We start from the raw sequence: 15,224 nt of genomic DNA, 5'->3' as shown, positions 1-15,224 counted from the left end.
GTATATTCGAATATATTGAAATGTTCTATAATCGAATTAGAAGGCATTCAGCTCTGGGATATAAATCTCCGGTATCATTTGAACTGGAGGATATAGCAGCCTAACTAAACTTTGTGTCCGTTGAAGCAGGGGAACTTCAATCACCATTTTTTATAATAAGACTGTTATTTTGGTTTATTTCACCAGAGCTTGTCGTGAGAAGATTCAACAATTCTAGTTCGTTATTGAGCGTACTGTACATCGTTTTTGTTTTCCATCGCGGTTCTGCGCCTGACACCTCTTTCAATGATTGGAAAAATATATTGATAAGATTGTCTATTTTGTTTTTCTGATATACAGCCCATAACCCCAAATATGATATGAGGGGTTGCTCCTTCGGATGAGCCCCACAAAGAGGGCAATTAAAATGAAATATAGTTGGTTCAATTTTCATTCATAAACTCATTTAAATTCAATAAACGCAGGCATGGACGACAATCACGTTTTTTTCTTAATTATCATTTTATTATTCGTATAACATGGAGGTCAACCGCCGAGGTACGAGGTCGGCTGGGTTCCATGTTATACTTTTTTTAGTCTATCTTCAGTATGAACAAATTGCTTGATTTATCCTCATTAACGAACCCAAGAGACTTGAATATGTATCTTGCACTGCTATTAGTTGCATCCACGTGGATAGGCCGAGGGCACTCTTTTATTAATGCATTAACCACAACGTGACCAACTCCGACTTGAAAAGACTGGTCAGAAAGCTGGAGCGTGTCTACTAAGTCAGCTTTCCGGCGAGAGTAGTAGTCGACATCGACTATCTCGATTTCACATTCGTCATTCTTTGAGGCAGCTATGCCATAGCCTACTAACAGCCCTTCCTCCCATACTAACACCACAATTAAGTCTTCCCTGTTCTTTATTCGGTTCGAACTTGCTTTGAGGCTACCGTAGTGCCCACAAAGGCGACTGAACTGAAAGCGAGTGCCTTGAGGGATATCTGGTATTTCTTCAGGTCTTTTTGTTGCAGTGACTTCTAAACTTCGCCGAGACTTGAAGTCTTGCGTTGCTTTGAAGACTGTTTGAACCGCTACAGGAGAAGCAAGTAAGTCAAAACGATGTTCGCTTGAACGTTCTTTTTCTTCAAAAGCATGCCGAATTGCTTCCTCAGAGAAAATGTCAGTTGGCTCTGGAATGAAAGTTTCCGTTTTCTTTATGAGTGCTTGTTTTCGAAGATGCTGCTTCATTTCACCCTTGTCCCTGCCTACTAGCCGGTAGGCCTATTTGCTAAAGTGGAGAATGACGACTAAAAGGCTTGTCTGATTTTCGCACTTCGACAGGCTCAGTCCTTCTCAGCGGCGCAGCTTTTACCACATCTGCTGTAACTATTTGGTAGCCATTTTTTTGTTATGTTTAGGTATTAAGTTGCGCTTCAGCGGGCGTGGAGCCGGAACGCCATACAGCATTCCTTCAGCACTGATATCTTCATCTACATCAGGCCAATGCACGCCTTGCCCGTCTCCTATGATCCTGTAATGAGCCCGCTGTTTAGGTGTTGCATCGGATAAACGCCATGACCATGCAAGCGGAACGCTGATAATACGGCCGTCAACCAATTGCGCTGTAATAGTGTCTTTAGAAATGGTTACATCTTTAATTCTTACTTCTTGCAATTTCACCGCAGTGTTCATACCATGCCTCCATTATTTTGTTCTTCTTATTTTTAATTATCTCCCGTATTTTGTTAAGTTCTTTTGGCGCAAAACCTTGATTCCTCGTCAATACGACAGGTTCCAGCCAGAATTTGCAACTCATATTCTCTCTCTGGACATGTACATGCATCTGCTCATTACAGTCGAAACTGTAAAAGAAAAAGCGATAAGGCCCAGGAATATTTTTTACTGACGGCATATCAGATTATATGACAACAATCAGGAAGTTGTCTATTTAATTGATGGGGGCGTTATTCAAAAGAGTTCAAAAACTTATATGAACCGGTTTCACATCCCAGATGTACTTGCAATACTCATGTATAGACCTGTCTGAAGAGAATGACCCCATTCGTGCGGTGGTGAGGATGGATCTTTTTGTCCACTCTTTTTGATCCTGAAATAGTTTGCCCGCCCTCTCCTGACATTCGATGTATGATTGATAATCTGCAAAGAGCATATACTCATCGCGATAGAGCAATGACTGAACAAGAGGCCTGAAGAGTCCCGGAACCTCAGGCGAGAAGTAACCTGAACCGATCTGGTCAATGGCTTCCTTCAATTCCGGATTTGCCTCATAATATTTTATCGGATCATAACCCTTTGCCCAAAGGTCATGAACCTCCTGCGTGTCCAGACCGAAGAGGAAGAAATTGTCCTTGCCGGTCTCTTCGCGTATCTCGATATTCGCTCCGTCCAGTGTCCCGACGGTCAGCGCGCCGTTCATGGCGAACTTCATATTGCCTGTGCCTGACGCCTCTTTCCCTGCGGTTGAGATCTGCTCTGATATGTCAGCAGCGGGATAGACGTGCTGCGCGCTCTTCACATCAAAGTTCGGGAAGAAGACGACCTTGATGCGGCCCTTGATGTCAGGGTCGTTGTTGATGACATTGGCGACAGAGTTGATAAGCTTGATGATGAGCTTTGCGGTATGATAGCCGGGAGCGGACTTGCCGCCGAATATGAATGTCCTCGGAGGAAGATCAATTGAAGGGTCACGTTTAATACGATTGTAGAGAGTGATTATATGAAGGACATTCAGGTGCTGGCGTTTGTATTCGTGAATGCGTTTTACCTGTATGTCATAGAGAGAATCAGGATCAATGGAAACACCTGTTCTTTGCATTATGACAGAAGCGAGTTCTTTCTTAACCTCTTTCTTAACTGCTCGCCATTTCTCCTGAAACGATGCATCGTTTGCAGCATCTTCCAGCTTTCTCAGTTCCCTCAGATCCTTTATCCAGCCTTCTCCTATCCTCTCGGAGATAAGTTTACTGAGCCTCGGATTGGAAAGAACCATGAACCTGCGGGGCGTTACTCCATTTGTCACATTAAGGAATTTCTCAGGCCATAACTCATGGAAGTCATGAAGCACATCACGCTTCAACAGATCAGTATGGAGCTTTGCCACGCCGTTGATGGCGCTGCTTCCGATACACGAGAGGTTCGCCATCCTCACATACCGTTCACCGCACTCATCTATAATGGACATTTTCCGTAACTTCTCGTAATCTCCCGGATAGATCTGGCGCACCTGTTTGAGAAAGCGGCTGTTTATCTCATAGATGATCTCAAGATGCCTCGGCAAAGTCCCTGCGAATAGTCTGAGCGGCCATGTCTCAAGCGCTTCAGGGAGCAATGTATGGTTTGTATATGCAAACGCACGGCTTGTTATATCCCATGCCTTGTCCCAGTCCATACCATGCTCATCCACAAGCAGGCGCATGAGTTCGGTGATGCCGACAGCAGGATGGGTGTCATTAAGCTGGATGATAAATTTCTTATGGAATCCGTCAAGATCTTTTTCCCTCTGAAGATAGATCCTTATCATATCCTGAAGCGAGCATGAGACGAAAAAGTACTGCTGCTCAAGCCGCAATTTTTTACCAACGCTCGGCTCGTCATTCGGATAGAGCACCTTGGTGATATTCTCAGACGCCACATTCTCTTCAACAGCGCCGTAATAATCACCGATATTGAACGCCTGAAAATCAAATGATTCGCATGCCTCAGCCTTCCACAAACGCAGGAGGTTTACGGTATTAACCTTGTATCCGAGTATTGGCGTATCAAAAGCAACTCCTTTGATAACCCTGTCAGATATCCAGTTGACGCGGTAACATCCTTTTTCATCGCAATACGATTCTGTCCTGCCGCCGAATTTTATATGATAAAAGACTTCAGTTCTCGGTATCTCCCACGGGTTGCCGAAGCGGAGCCATTTGTCTGTCACCTCGACCTGCCACCCGTCCCGTATCTCCTGATTGAAGATGCCGAACTCATACCTGATGCCGTAATTGATCGCCGGTATCTCAAGTGTTGCCATTGATTCCATGTAGCAGGCGGCAAGCCTGCCGAGCCCTCCGTTGCCGAGCCCGGGTTCTTCCTCCTGCTCAAGCAGCGCGTTCATATCAAGCCCCAACTCATCTAACGCCTGCTTTGCCTGCTCATATATTCCGAGATTTATCAGGTTGTTGCCGAGATGCGGGCCGAGAAGATATTCTGCCGAGAGATAGCAGACCGTGCGTGAGCGGTTCTCAAAATATGTCTCAGCCGTATGTATCCACTTATGAAGCATGCGGTCGCGGACGGTGTAGGCAAGTGAGAGGTAATAGTCGTTTCTGGTCGCGACCTTTGCAAACTTTCCCTGAAGGTAAAAGAGGTTGTCTAAAAAAGCCTTCTTTATCGCTTCGACACTGAGGTCGGTTCTTGTATCCGTGGACTGCGGTTTCTCAGGCATAGATTAATCCAGTTATCTAATGAACAAAAGTAATTATACCGCGGTTTGTTATCAACTGCCGATGAAGTAACTATATGGCATTTTTGCGGGATTGTAAAGAATTATGGAAGTTCGACTCCCATAATTTTAAGAAACCGCGTTCAGCTTCTCATACTCATCAAGCTTGCCGAAAGACGAATAATACTCAATCTCTGAAAGGGCTATCTTCTCGGCTTCTTTAGAAAGATCCTGACCCTGATTTTTAATAAAGCTCTGGATCATCTCAAACTTCGCCTTCTGGATGTTGAGGAAAGGTTTATCAATAGCAGGATTGGCCGGATATGGGCCGCTCTTCTGTCCGGCAGATAATATTTCAGTAAATGGCCTGCCTGACACAGATGCAAGTTTTTTAGATTCATTCACAGCGGATATCCAGTCAGGATGCATTATCCTGTAGTAATCCCTCATCGCCTGTTTGTTAAAGTGCACAAAATATGTCTTATTATTGCGCTGAAGATTAAATGTCACACGCACCGAGTCTGTATCTATCGTATCGACAAAGACAAGATCATCCCCGTCTTTTGCTATCTCCCATTTAAGATCCCACAAGTTGAGTCCCATCTTTGAAAATATCTGCTGAAGCAGAAGCGCGCCGAGAATTGCCATCACCAGAGAATTGGAGAATGTGTCACCGTCAAGGCCTGAGATGAGTGACGCCTCCTGACGGCTGATATTCCTGTCCTCAGGTTCGTACTTTGTTGTAAGGTCAACCAGAGGACGGTCAAAACGTGTCCAGGGAGCCAGCGGTTTATCGAGCCCGAGTTCATTAAGATAAGTCTTCTTGTCTGAATCGCTCAACGCGCTGAACTTTTTTAAGATCGAAGAGCCGCTTGTTATGCCGAGCCTGACGATATACTCAAGAGGAACGACATAACGGTCTTTTGAGTGGTATTTCTTGTAATCATAAAAATGCCATCCCATCACCTTCTTCAGGTCAGGCCTTTCAGCAGTATACTTTTTTATAAGGGTTAGATTGCTTAACTCTGATGGGAACCCTTTGGAAAATACTTTGCCGGTCTCACGCTCCACCATGCCTGCATGATGTGTAAACGCACCGTGTTCTTGAAATTCTGCAAGCATTTTTTCGAGCAGTCCGGTTTCATCCTTTACAGATGCTGAGACCGTCTTCCATGCTTCATGGTTCCGAAGCTCCTGGAAAACAAGATGCCTGAATCCAGCCCTGCCGAGGTCGCTGCCCTCGATCTCAAATATCGTCCCGACATCAAAGACCGACCCGCCGGCTGTTGTTTCACTTATGATAAGGTCAGGATGCCCTGGCACATCATAGAGATTTTGCACAGAACCTTTATATATCGGGTTGTCTAATTTAATATCTATCTTGTTAGGAAATTTGTTCATTTGTTACCTCCAATGATTTGAGATATCTAACGTAACTTTTCAGGGGAAATTAGTCAATGCGATTCAGAGCTGCTTCACCTTAAACTTTCTCAGCCTTAACGCGTTTGTTACGACGGTCACGGATGACATGCCCATAGCGCCGGCGGCAAGCATCGGATTCAGCAGTATTCCGAAGAACGGAAAGAGCGCTCCTGCGGCTACAGGGATGAGGATGATGTTATAGGCAAATGCCCAGAAGAGGTTCTGCTTTATATTCCTGATGGTGGCTTTTGAAAGTGCGATGGCTGTTGCGACCCCTCTTATATCTCCGCTTATGAGCGTTATGTCAGATGCCTCCATCGCCACATCTGTTCCTGTGCCGATAGCGATGCCGACATCAGCCTGTGCAAGCGCAGGCGCGTCATTTATCCCGTCACCGACCATCGCCGTTATCCTGCCTTCTGCCTGAAGCTTCTTTACCTCGCTCGCCTTGTCTTCAGGGAGCACCTCGGCAAGCACCCTCTCTATGCCAACCTGTTTTGCAATCGCCTCAGCGGTTCTTCTGTTATCGCCGGTTATCATGATAGTCTGGACGCCGAGCCTGCGCAAGGTCTTTACCGCGTCAGAAGAGTTCTCTTTCAGTGTATCGGCAACAGCGATGATACCGCCTGCCTTTCCATCTACGGCAACATACATGGGCGTCTTGCCTTCTTCAGAAAGTTTTATTGAGATATCTTTGAGATCGTTGATATCAATTTTCTCATCTCCCATGAAGTCTTCATTGCCGAGAAGAACGGCCTTCCCGTCAATGACCGCCATGATGCCGTGTCCGGGTATAGCCTTGAAATCTGAGACTTCAGAAAGACTCAGGTTTTCTTCTTTTGCCTTTTTTACTATAGACTCTCCAAGCGGATGCTCTGAACCTCTTTCAGCGGAAGCTGCTAACCGCAGTATCTCGTCACTCCTAACTATTAACTTTTCACTTGTTATTATGTCTGTTACAATCGGCGCGCCTTTTGTAAGCGTGCCTGTCTTGTCAAAGACTATGGCAGTTATCTTATGCGCTGTCTCAAGAGCCTCAGCGCCTCTTATGAGTATGCCGTTCTCCGCGCCCTTGCCTGTGCCGACCATTATAGAGGTCGGGGTCGCAAGACCCAACGCGCACGGGCAGGCAATTATAAGAACAGCGATGCAATTGAGGAATGCGTATGTGAAGGCAGGGTCAGGGCCGAAGAAGAACCATATGAGAAATGTGAGCGATGCAATAACCATGACCGCCGGGACAAATATGGATGCGATCTTGTCCGCGAGCCTTGCGATAGGAGGCTTTGACCCCTGCGCCTCCTGAACCATATTTATTATCTGCGAGAGCATCGTCTCTCTTCCGACCCGTTCCGCCTCGAACCTGAATGAACCGGTCTTGTTAATAGTTGAGCCTATGACCTTATCGCCCTTCTTCTTCTCGACAGGAATGGACTCGCCTGATATCATTGCTTCATCAACCGATGAATAGCCTTCCGTTACAATTCCGTCAACAGGTATCTTTTCACCCGGTCTCACGAGGATGATATCCCCCGGCTCGACATCTTCAACAGGCACATCCTTTTCCACTCCGTTAATTATTACCCTCGCGGTCTTTGCTTGCATGCCTATAAGTTTCTTTATCGCCTCGGAGGTCTTCCCCTTTGCCCGCGCTTCAAAAAATCTACCAAGGAGGATAAGTACGATAATTGTCGCCGCAGTGTCAAAATATACATGTGCTGAATATCCCTTGATCTCAAATATTGACGGAAAGAATGTCGCGGTGACGCTGTAGATATATGCGGCGGAAGTGCCGACAGCAATGAGCGTATTCATGTTCGTTGTCCTATGGCGCGCGGCTGATATGGCGCCGCGATAGAACTGCCAGCCTACCCAGAACTGGACAGGTGTCGCGGCAATGAACTGTATTAGATAATTCAACTGCATCGGTATCGCAGCGGCTGACGACATTCCGATATTATCCCAAAGCATGAGCGCCAATATGGGGATTGTGAGAGCTGCACCGGCAACGAGCTTTACCTTCAGGCGGTTCAGCTCTTTTCCCCTCTCCAGCTTTTCTTTTTCAACAATGTCCTCGCCCTTTTCAGCCTCAATAATATCGTAGCCGATATCACGTACAGCCTTTTTAAAATCCCTCATGCCAACCTGCGCGGGATTGTATTCCAGTGTGGCTTTTTCAGAGGCGAAATTTACAGATGCTGAGATAACTCCGTTTAAAAATGCGAGCGCCTTTTGAACCTTCTCAACGCAGGAGGCGCATGTCATGCCTTTTATAGGTATGGTGATCTTTGAGAAGGAGACACCGTATCCGAGGCCTTTTATAGTTTTAATGAACTCATCTGATGAAACTTCAGAAGGGTTGTAAATGAGCGTGGCCTTTTCAGCCGCGAGATTGACCGATGCTTTTTCTACGCCTTTTATTTTTGCGAGGCCGGATTCAACCCTGGCAGAACATGCCGCGCATGACATGCCGGTTACCGGAAGGTCTATCCTTCTTGATAAGGAAGAAGCATCTTTATGTTCCCCTGAATCGGGAAGAGGACAGGCTTTGTCAGCCATTATAACCTATTTATTTTTCAGTCCTGAAATGTTCTCCTGCATCTCCATCACCCTGCCCTTCATCATGGCCATCTCGGAGTCTGTCATCATTCCGCTTTCCATTGAGTCGGACATGTTGGTCATTTCAGAGCATATCTGCCTCATCATGTTTGCCATATCGCTGATATTCTCTTTTGAAGCTTCTCTTTCTTCTGCTGACAGCCTGCCTATCATGCGGGAGATGTCGTTCATCATATTAGACATGTCATAGGCCATATCCTTCATGTTATTCATCATCTCGCCATGCCCCATCATCATCTCCTGATGTTTTGTGACATCTCCTTCATTAGACATCTTTCCTTCTTCCTGAATCCCTGTTTTATTTATAAGCTCTTTATCTTCCGTCATATGGCTGCGCTGTACTTCATTGTCAATCTCTTTCCTCATGTCTTGGCCCATCTGGGCGTAAGAGTTTGCAGCTGATAATCCCGCGATCAATAATCCTGCCAGTAAAAGACGTTTCATCTTCTCCTCCTTGTGAATATGCTTCTTGTTTATATAAGTTAGTATCTGTCAATCATTATTAATTGTACTATATTCCGCAGCCTAAAAAGCTTTCCTGAACTCCGCCCACCACTTTAACTGGTTCTCCATGAATAACGCCCTTTCAGGCACAAGGAAATATATGACGGCAAGGGTCATCACCACAATAATAAAGACCATGAAGAGAATATCTTTTTTGCGTTCGTCAGCCGTCATTTCTCAGCCTTTAAAAATTGCATTATCTTATAGTTTTCATCAGAGTAAACAACCTTAAATTTTTCCTTTGGCCTGCCGAACCATCCGCCTATGCTTGAGAGAGCTTTTCTTTCATCTTCGATCCAATTATCTTCCTTAGAGTACTGCCGCAGCAGTGCATAGGTCGCGTTATTTTCTTTCAGCATCTTCAGCCATTCGCTGTAGTTTTCAGATTTGATGTATGCTGTCCTGCTCGAAAATCCGCTGTTCCATAGCGGAGAGAGAAATAGAGGCTCAAACGTGTACGCAAGCGTGTCGCCCTCCGCAATATTATTGCTTATCCATATCCAGTTGCCGTACTCCTGCTTTGCGTTCAGATCGATATTGAACGGCGCGAGACGGGCTATAGTTCTTTCATTTGCCGGAAGGCTTAAGAACTCCTTTATCTTTATCGGCATAATGCAGGGTGAGTTAGATGTAAGTGATGTATATACGGCAAGAATTAACGCGATAATACTTAGCAGCCTTTCCCTCTTGCTGAAGTAGCCGAGGACAAAACCGTATGATAAGGCTCCGAGCGCAACGATGAAGATCACATATCTTGTATTCCAGTTTCTCGGATGAGCCACAAAGGCCATGATAAGCAGCATGATGATAAAAAGCCAGTTGTACCGCTTTTTTATTATGGAGTTGATGAATGTAAAGGCTATGCCGGGCAGAAAGAGTATGAACCATATCGGGCCGAACCCGCTCGTCCTGGAATCATAAAGGTAGTATTCGACCTTTTCCATCCATACATAAAACAACCCTGCTAAAGAGGAGGAATTCTCTATCATGGCCGGGGCAGGGTCTATCATTCCTTTATAAAGCCCCTTAAAGATCGTTTTGCCGAAGACCGCTATCTCCATGGGATATACAGGGTTGCTGTAAAGCAGCCAGTTCTTGATGTACCAGTAGCTCCCCAGCAAAAGAAGCGGCATGAAGAAGCAGAGAATGTAGGGGATAAGGCTGTGTCTTAATATATTCTTATGCAGCGAAGGACCCGCTTCATAAACCTTGCCCCGGTGTTTTATAAGTTCCTGCGTGATTATCACCAATGACAACAGAATTGCAAATAAAGGGCCTGAACCTTTCGAGCCGAGCAGGATTCCCGCGGAAATCCCGGCCAGCAGGATGGGAGCCTTCCTGCCAGGCTGCCTTTCGCTATTCAGCAAGCTGGTATGGAAATTATTGTTTTCATACAGCAGAAAATTTATGGTGACCAGCAGAAGGACAGACACGGCCACATCAATATAATTAGTTGTAGATTGAAGAATTATAATGGGTGTGAAGAAGAAGAGGAATGATGAATAGAGCGAGTATCTTTTATTTATACTCAGCTTCACGGCGATACTGTAAGTTGTCATGAGCCCGGCCAAAGTAAACGGCAGCTGGCTTAGGTCCGTGATAACATCGCTTTTCAGGAATATGACATTCCAGAGAAAAAAGAGCTCTATATTTTTCGGGAAAATATTTATGAATGTGTCTATCATGAAGTTGGCAGGGTATTCCATGATAGCACCGCGCTGCATGATATGGCCTACTATTGGCAGATGGTACCATAGCGCGTCCCATGTATACGAAGGGAAGATGTATCCGAGAAATAGCAGCCAGCAGGCCTGTATTATGACAAGGGTGAACAAAAGAAACAAGACAAAATCGGATCGGATCGTTCTGAAAAAACCGAAAATCTTTTCTTTTAGTTCTCTTGCCGCACTTTTTATATAAGAACCGTTTTTATTTCTAAAAAATGACAGTAATAGCACTGCTGAAGATATGGCGATATTTACTATAAAAAGCGGATCAGAGTAAAGTTTCTTAAAGATGATGCCAAGCACAAGTTCAGTTGCAATTATCTGCGCAAGGCCGAGTATGAATGTTCCAATAAGCCTGTCAATAAATAAGAGAGCTTCTCTTTTGTTAAAGAGAAAGAGATACCATGAAGAGAAGAGCAGGAGATTAATAGATATATATTTAATGACATGGATATTCATGATTCAAAGTATTATATAACTCTTTCTGCTCAACCATTGCCTTTTCCGGTCAGTTTATTCAGGAATCTATCGATGAAGTTGGGGTCGGTTCTATCATGATGTGTCTTGAACGCTTCATCCGCCTCGCCCTTCATCCCTAATTCTTCATAGATCTGACCTATGTCATAATAGGCATAAGGATGGTTCGGATCGATTTTTATAACCTTTTCGTATTCTTTGAGAGCTGTATCAAGTTCCCCTCGTTGCCTGTAGATAGATGCGATATCATATTGGGCATAAGGATGGTTCGGATCGATTTTTATAACCTTTTCGTATTCTTTGAGAGCTGTATCAAGTTCCCCTCGTTGCCTGTAGATAGATGCAATATCATATTGGGCATAAGCATTCTTGGGATCGACTGCTAATGCTTTTTGATATTGTTTAATTGCATGATCTGACAGCCCTTTCTCTTTATAAATATATCCCAGGTCATAATTGGCATCAGGATGATTGGGAAAGATCTGAAGCAGTTCTTTGTAAACTTTTCCCGCCATATCATAGTTGCCGGTTTCTTTGTAGATCAGTCCTAACTGGTAATAGGAATAAGCGTCCCCTTTGTTCGTTTCTATCGCTTTTGTATAATTGCTTATCGCTAAACTATTAGCAGAGAAGGTCTGGAAGAAGATCCCGGTTAAGGCATATCTGTTTTGAAAGATATACAGAGCAAAGACCAGCAGGAGCGCGCCTGCTGATAATAGAAGAAAAGTTTTTGTTTTGTTTTCTTTAATGTTTAATATTTTCAACAGTAAGATGATAATCCTGCATAAAACATTTAAGGCCGTATCTCATTGGAACAGAGACACGGCCTTAAATGTTCGTTTCTTTAATATATAGAAGTTCAATTAGTGCATATATACAAATGCTGCACCATATGTTGTTCCTTCCCCGGCGTTTCTGGTTCTGAAAAAGGTCTCAAAGCCGCCGACATCCTGGTTCAGTGATAAGACAAGCTGTGTTTGTGGAGAAGTCGTGATTGCTAACCCTACGCCAAGGGTTATTACCTCAGGTTCAAGGCCAAGGGTGTCTTTTATAAGGAGGTTTCTTGGTTCAATGCCCTTTTCTGTAGCTTCTGCCTGACCGCCGTAATCAGTACGGTAAGCATTGAGTAAGTTTTCAGAGACATATGAATTACCAATTGATTTCGTATATTCAAGGCTTCCTCTCACTTCTACTTTCGGGTGTACGGCATAACCGCCGCCAAGAAAGAATTTCACCTGATCCGAATATCTATAATCGTAAGGTTGGCTTCTATCAAGCGTAGGATTATTGGTATCCCAAATATCGATATTGTTATTTTCCCACATATATTTATAGCCTAAATTGCAAAGCAGATAGCCTTTACCCAATGCCCAGCCGGATAAAAGTTCTAATTTTGAGCTGTAGTGGCCGTCTCCGTTGCTTAAATGAGAGAGGGGAAATCCGAAATCATAAAACTCAGGGGTAGTAACGGTTCCTTGCAGTGAAAACAGTCCCTTACCGCCAAAAACAGTGAAAAGATTAGGGACGATATTGTATCTTAATCCAAAATCAACATCACCGATTCCGCTTGGGCCTTTCTCCCCGGAATATTTAAGGGTATCATCAGACTTGGGTTGTTTATATGCAAAGGATGTAAAGATCGTTACCGTGTCGACTACACCGTATTCAGTATAAAAAGATACGTCTGTAGAGGTGAACTTGGAGGATGGAACCCTGTAAACAGCGCCGCCGCCACCCTGCGTAGACGTAGAGTATTTATTTTGAGATACGTAATAGCTATAAGATAACTGATTATACGAATGGCCTTTTGCCTGTGTCCAGGCAGCCAGTGCTTCGTTGGAGATCAGGAAACAGCCTGTGAAAAAGATGAAGAATAAAACCAGAATTTTTTTATCTTTCATTAAGATACCCCCCTATTAATCAAGAATTAAGAATTATAAAATAAAATTTATTTTTATTACAACTGTATGAAGTCATGCTGCTACCGCTTCTTTTCTCTCTTTTTTAGTATCTTGAATAAGGCGTTGAAGCGGCAAACGACTCCATACTACCTGTAAAACAGATAAAAAGGCAACATAAAGATATCCCATCTGAAAGATCATAAGAAAAGGGATGGAAATATAGATCTTGTTGATATAAGCAAAATATATATTAAATGTGAAATAGATCCCGAGAAGCAGTTCAAATATGAAAAGCAGGCTTAAATTGACCCTGTATTTTTTATTGGCCCACCGGTCGTTGTTATCTTCTATCATATATTTGGGAGTTCTTTTAAATTCCGTCTCTTTATTAAAGATGGCCTCTAATACAGCTTTTGAGTTATTGACGGAAAGCCCGATCCCAAGTGACATTAACATGGGGAGGTAGACCAATCTCGACCTCCAGTCATTATATGCTTCTCTTTGTGAACATATGTAGAAAAAGGATATGCCGACTGTTGCTACAAATAGAAAAGGGACATCGGTTACAAGCATCTTGAACCACCCTAAATTTATTCTTGCAACCATGGATGGATACATCAATATAGAAAGCACAAGCATAAGCAGATAAGAGAAATTGTTTGTAAGATGAAAAAATGCTTCAACCTTTACCTTTAAAGGCAGGTTGCTTTTTAATATCTGCGGCAGCAGTTTTTTTGCGGTTTGAATAGAGCCCTTGGCCCATCTATGCTGCTGGCTTTTAAAGCCGTTTATCTCAACAGGGATCTCTGAAGGAGAAACTTCATCTTTCAGGAATATGAATTTCCAGCCATTTAATTGAGCTCTATAGCTCAAATCCAGGTCTTCGGTAAGGGTATCATGCTGCCATCCGCCGGCAGAAGCTATGGCCTCTTTTCTCCATATTCCTCCGGTACCGTTAAAATTGAAGAACCTGCCGGACCAGTTCCTTGCGGCATGTTCAATAACAAAGTGGCCGTCAAGCATCATGGCCTCGATACGTGAAAGAAAAGAATATTTCCTGTTCAGGTAAGTCCATCTGGTCTGCACCATTCCAACAGATTTGTCGGAAAAATAATGGATGGTCTTCATCAGCATGTCGCTTTGCGGGACAAAATCAGCGTCATATACTGCGATGTATTCTCCCTTTGCAGCCTTTAAGCCCTCAGCCAATGCTCCGGCTTTATACCCGTTTCTGTTCTCTCGATGAATATAGCTGATGTCATAACCTTTTTCCTTGAAATCATTGACACATTTCTCTGCTATCTCTCTTGTCTCGTCAGTTGAATCATCAAGGACCTGGATATCCAGAAGTTCTCTCGGGTAATCCATGCCGCATGAAGCGGTGATAAGGCGCCTGACAACGTACATTTCATTATATATAGGAAGCTGGATAGTCACTTTCGGAAGGCTGTCTAATTTACTTTTCAGAACAGGCTGGTTTTTCTTGTGCCTGTAATATAAATAGATCATATAATAACGGTGCGACGCATAAATGAATACCGTCATCAGTATAAAAAAGTATATTGTTAAGAATAGATAGATAAGCATTTTTTAAATGATATTAATTTATAGTATCAAAATATTAGAAATAAATAATTGTCGCAATTATAACACAGAGGATTTTTTCTAATCAATTTAACAGCGATCTTTATTATTAATGGCCCTCCATATGTGTTTATTTGTGCAAATATGCTTGATTTTGTTTTCAAAGACCATTATAGTTATAAAAATGGAAACAGATGATGATTCTTATTTAAAATCTTCGATAAAGTGGACAGTTATTCTGAAGACGCTTGCAGATGAAACAAGGCTTCAGATCATTCATGTGCTCTTAAACGGCGAGGCGTCTGTCCAGGACATAGCAACGACTCTGGATATCAAGGTTTATAATGTTTCCAAACATTTGAAGATCCTTGAATCATGCGGCCTGGTGAAGAAACGAAAAGAAGGAACACAGAGAATATATGGGATCACAAACAGGTTGATGAGCCACCTGTCTGAAGATAAACAGGTCCTTGACCTCGGCTGCTGTAAGTTTATATTCACAGGCTTAAAGAAGTAACTTCGGTTTTCTTTTAATCGCACCCTTTTTACCTGCTGT

At 43.5% G+C, this 15,224-nt stretch carries 14 protein-coding genes; 2 read left to right on the top strand and 12 right to left on the bottom strand.

Annotated features, from left to right (window positions below; translation table 11 throughout):
- Nucleotides 1–104, top strand: a 104-nt coding sequence (locus tag HY807_02615) for an IS3 family transposase (GenBank protein MBI4825299.1), incomplete at its 5' end; no start/stop codon positions are given.
- A gap of 468 nt (nt 105–572) precedes the next feature.
- On the opposite strand, the gene HY807_02610 is transcribed toward HY807_02615, so the two are convergent.
- The 12 genes from HY807_02610 to HY807_02555 form a co-directional block, all read right to left on the bottom strand.
- A complete protein-coding gene (locus tag HY807_02610) occupies nt 573–1,235 on the bottom strand; it encodes a hypothetical protein (protein ID MBI4825298.1) in 663 nt (220 codons plus the stop codon).
- Between the two features lie 138 nt (nt 1,236–1,373).
- Complete coding sequence (locus HY807_02605) at nt 1,374–1,679, bottom strand: DUF2442 domain-containing protein (protein MBI4825297.1); 306 nt, start codon at nt 1,677–1,679, stop codon at nt 1,374–1,376.
- Nucleotides 1,642–1,899: a DUF4160 domain-containing protein gene (locus HY807_02600; protein ID MBI4825296.1), complete on the bottom strand. Its 258-nt coding sequence runs from the start codon at nt 1,897–1,899 to the stop codon at nt 1,642–1,644. Before HY807_02600 ends, HY807_02605 begins: the two co-directional genes overlap by 38 nt.
- A gap of 66 nt (nt 1,900–1,965) precedes the next feature.
- Nucleotides 1,966–4,437, bottom strand: a complete 2,472-nt coding sequence (locus HY807_02595) for a glycogen/starch/alpha-glucan phosphorylase (protein ID MBI4825295.1) — start codon at nt 4,435–4,437, stop codon at nt 1,966–1,968.
- A gap of 126 nt (nt 4,438–4,563) precedes the next feature.
- The gene (locus HY807_02590; protein ID MBI4825294.1) at nt 4,564–5,835 is read right to left on the bottom strand and encodes a hypothetical protein; all 1,272 of its coding nucleotides are present in this window, start codon (nt 5,833–5,835) and stop codon (nt 4,564–4,566) included.
- A gap of 63 nt (nt 5,836–5,898) precedes the next feature.
- Nucleotides 5,899–8,415, bottom strand: a complete 2,517-nt coding sequence (locus HY807_02585) for a copper-translocating P-type ATPase (GenBank protein ID MBI4825293.1) — start codon at nt 8,413–8,415, stop codon at nt 5,899–5,901.
- 6 nt (nt 8,416–8,421) lie between these two features.
- Nucleotides 8,422–8,919, bottom strand: coding sequence for a hypothetical protein (locus HY807_02580; GenBank protein ID MBI4825292.1), 498 nt, complete (start codon nt 8,917–8,919; stop codon nt 8,422–8,424).
- Between the two features lie 81 nt (nt 8,920–9,000).
- Nucleotides 9,001–9,153, bottom strand: coding sequence for a hypothetical protein (locus tag HY807_02575; GenBank protein MBI4825291.1), 153 nt, complete (start codon nt 9,151–9,153; stop codon nt 9,001–9,003).
- Nucleotides 9,150–11,165 (bottom strand): hypothetical protein, encoded by a 2,016-nt coding sequence (locus HY807_02570; GenBank protein ID MBI4825290.1) that lies wholly within the window; start codon nt 11,163–11,165, stop codon nt 9,150–9,152. The genes HY807_02575 and HY807_02570 overlap by 4 nt, the downstream gene beginning before the upstream one ends.
- A gap of 29 nt (nt 11,166–11,194) precedes the next feature.
- A complete protein-coding gene (locus HY807_02565; GenBank protein MBI4825289.1) occupies nt 11,195–11,947 on the bottom strand; it encodes a tetratricopeptide repeat protein in 753 nt (250 codons plus the stop codon).
- 99 nt (nt 11,948–12,046) lie between these two features.
- Nucleotides 12,047–13,084, bottom strand: a complete 1,038-nt coding sequence (locus HY807_02560) for a hypothetical protein (GenBank protein MBI4825288.1) — start codon at nt 13,082–13,084, stop codon at nt 12,047–12,049.
- Between the two features lie 72 nt (nt 13,085–13,156).
- Nucleotides 13,157–14,671: a glycosyltransferase gene (locus tag HY807_02555; GenBank protein MBI4825287.1), complete on the bottom strand. Its 1,515-nt coding sequence runs from the start codon at nt 14,669–14,671 to the stop codon at nt 13,157–13,159.
- Between the two features lie 181 nt (nt 14,672–14,852).
- On the opposite strand from HY807_02555, the gene HY807_02550 reads away from it, so the two are divergent.
- Nucleotides 14,853–15,185: a winged helix-turn-helix transcriptional regulator gene (locus HY807_02550; GenBank protein ID MBI4825286.1), complete on the top strand. Its 333-nt coding sequence runs from the start codon at nt 14,853–14,855 to the stop codon at nt 15,183–15,185.
- Nucleotides 15,186–15,224: the final 39 nt, after the last annotated feature.

It is taken from the genome of Nitrospirota bacterium, from assembly GCA_016207885.1.
Lineage (GTDB): Bacteria > Nitrospirota > Thermodesulfovibrionia > UBA6902 > UBA6902 > JACQZG01.
Note: the sequence above shows the minus strand (reverse complement) of the source record. Positions and strands in the feature narration are given on the sequence as shown.

Bases quoted from the DNA above. Each gene is read 5' to 3' on its own strand.
- HY807_02575 (MBI4825291.1), bottom strand. From the start codon at position 9,153: ATGACGGCTGACGAACGCAAAAAAGATATTCTCTTCATGGTCTTTATT.
- HY807_02550 (MBI4825286.1), top strand. From the start codon at position 14,853: ATGGAAACAGATGATGATTCTTATTTAAAATCTTCGATAAAGTGGACA.
- HY807_02610 (MBI4825298.1), bottom strand. From the start codon at position 1,235: ATGAAGCAGCATCTTCGAAAACAAGCACTCATAAAGAAAACGGAAACT.
- HY807_02595 (MBI4825295.1), bottom strand. From the start codon at position 4,437: ATGCCTGAGAAACCGCAGTCCACGGATACAAGAACCGACCTCAGTGTC.
- HY807_02555 (MBI4825287.1), bottom strand. From the start codon at position 14,671: ATGCTTATCTATCTATTCTTAACAATATACTTTTTTATACTGATGACG.
- HY807_02570 (MBI4825290.1), bottom strand. From the start codon at position 11,165: ATGAATATCCATGTCATTAAATATATATCTATTAATCTCCTGCTCTTC.
- HY807_02580 (MBI4825292.1), bottom strand. From the start codon at position 8,919: ATGAAACGTCTTTTACTGGCAGGATTATTGATCGCGGGATTATCAGCT.
- HY807_02600 (MBI4825296.1), bottom strand. From the start codon at position 1,899: ATGCCGTCAGTAAAAAATATTCCTGGGCCTTATCGCTTTTTCTTTTAC.
- HY807_02590 (MBI4825294.1), bottom strand. From the start codon at position 5,835: ATGAACAAATTTCCTAACAAGATAGATATTAAATTAGACAACCCGATA.
- HY807_02605 (MBI4825297.1), bottom strand. From the start codon at position 1,679: ATGAACACTGCGGTGAAATTGCAAGAAGTAAGAATTAAAGATGTAACC.
- HY807_02585 (MBI4825293.1), bottom strand. From the start codon at position 8,415: ATGGCTGACAAAGCCTGTCCTCTTCCCGATTCAGGGGAACATAAAGAT.
- HY807_02560 (MBI4825288.1), bottom strand. From the start codon at position 13,084: ATGAAAGATAAAAAAATTCTGGTTTTATTCTTCATCTTTTTCACAGGC.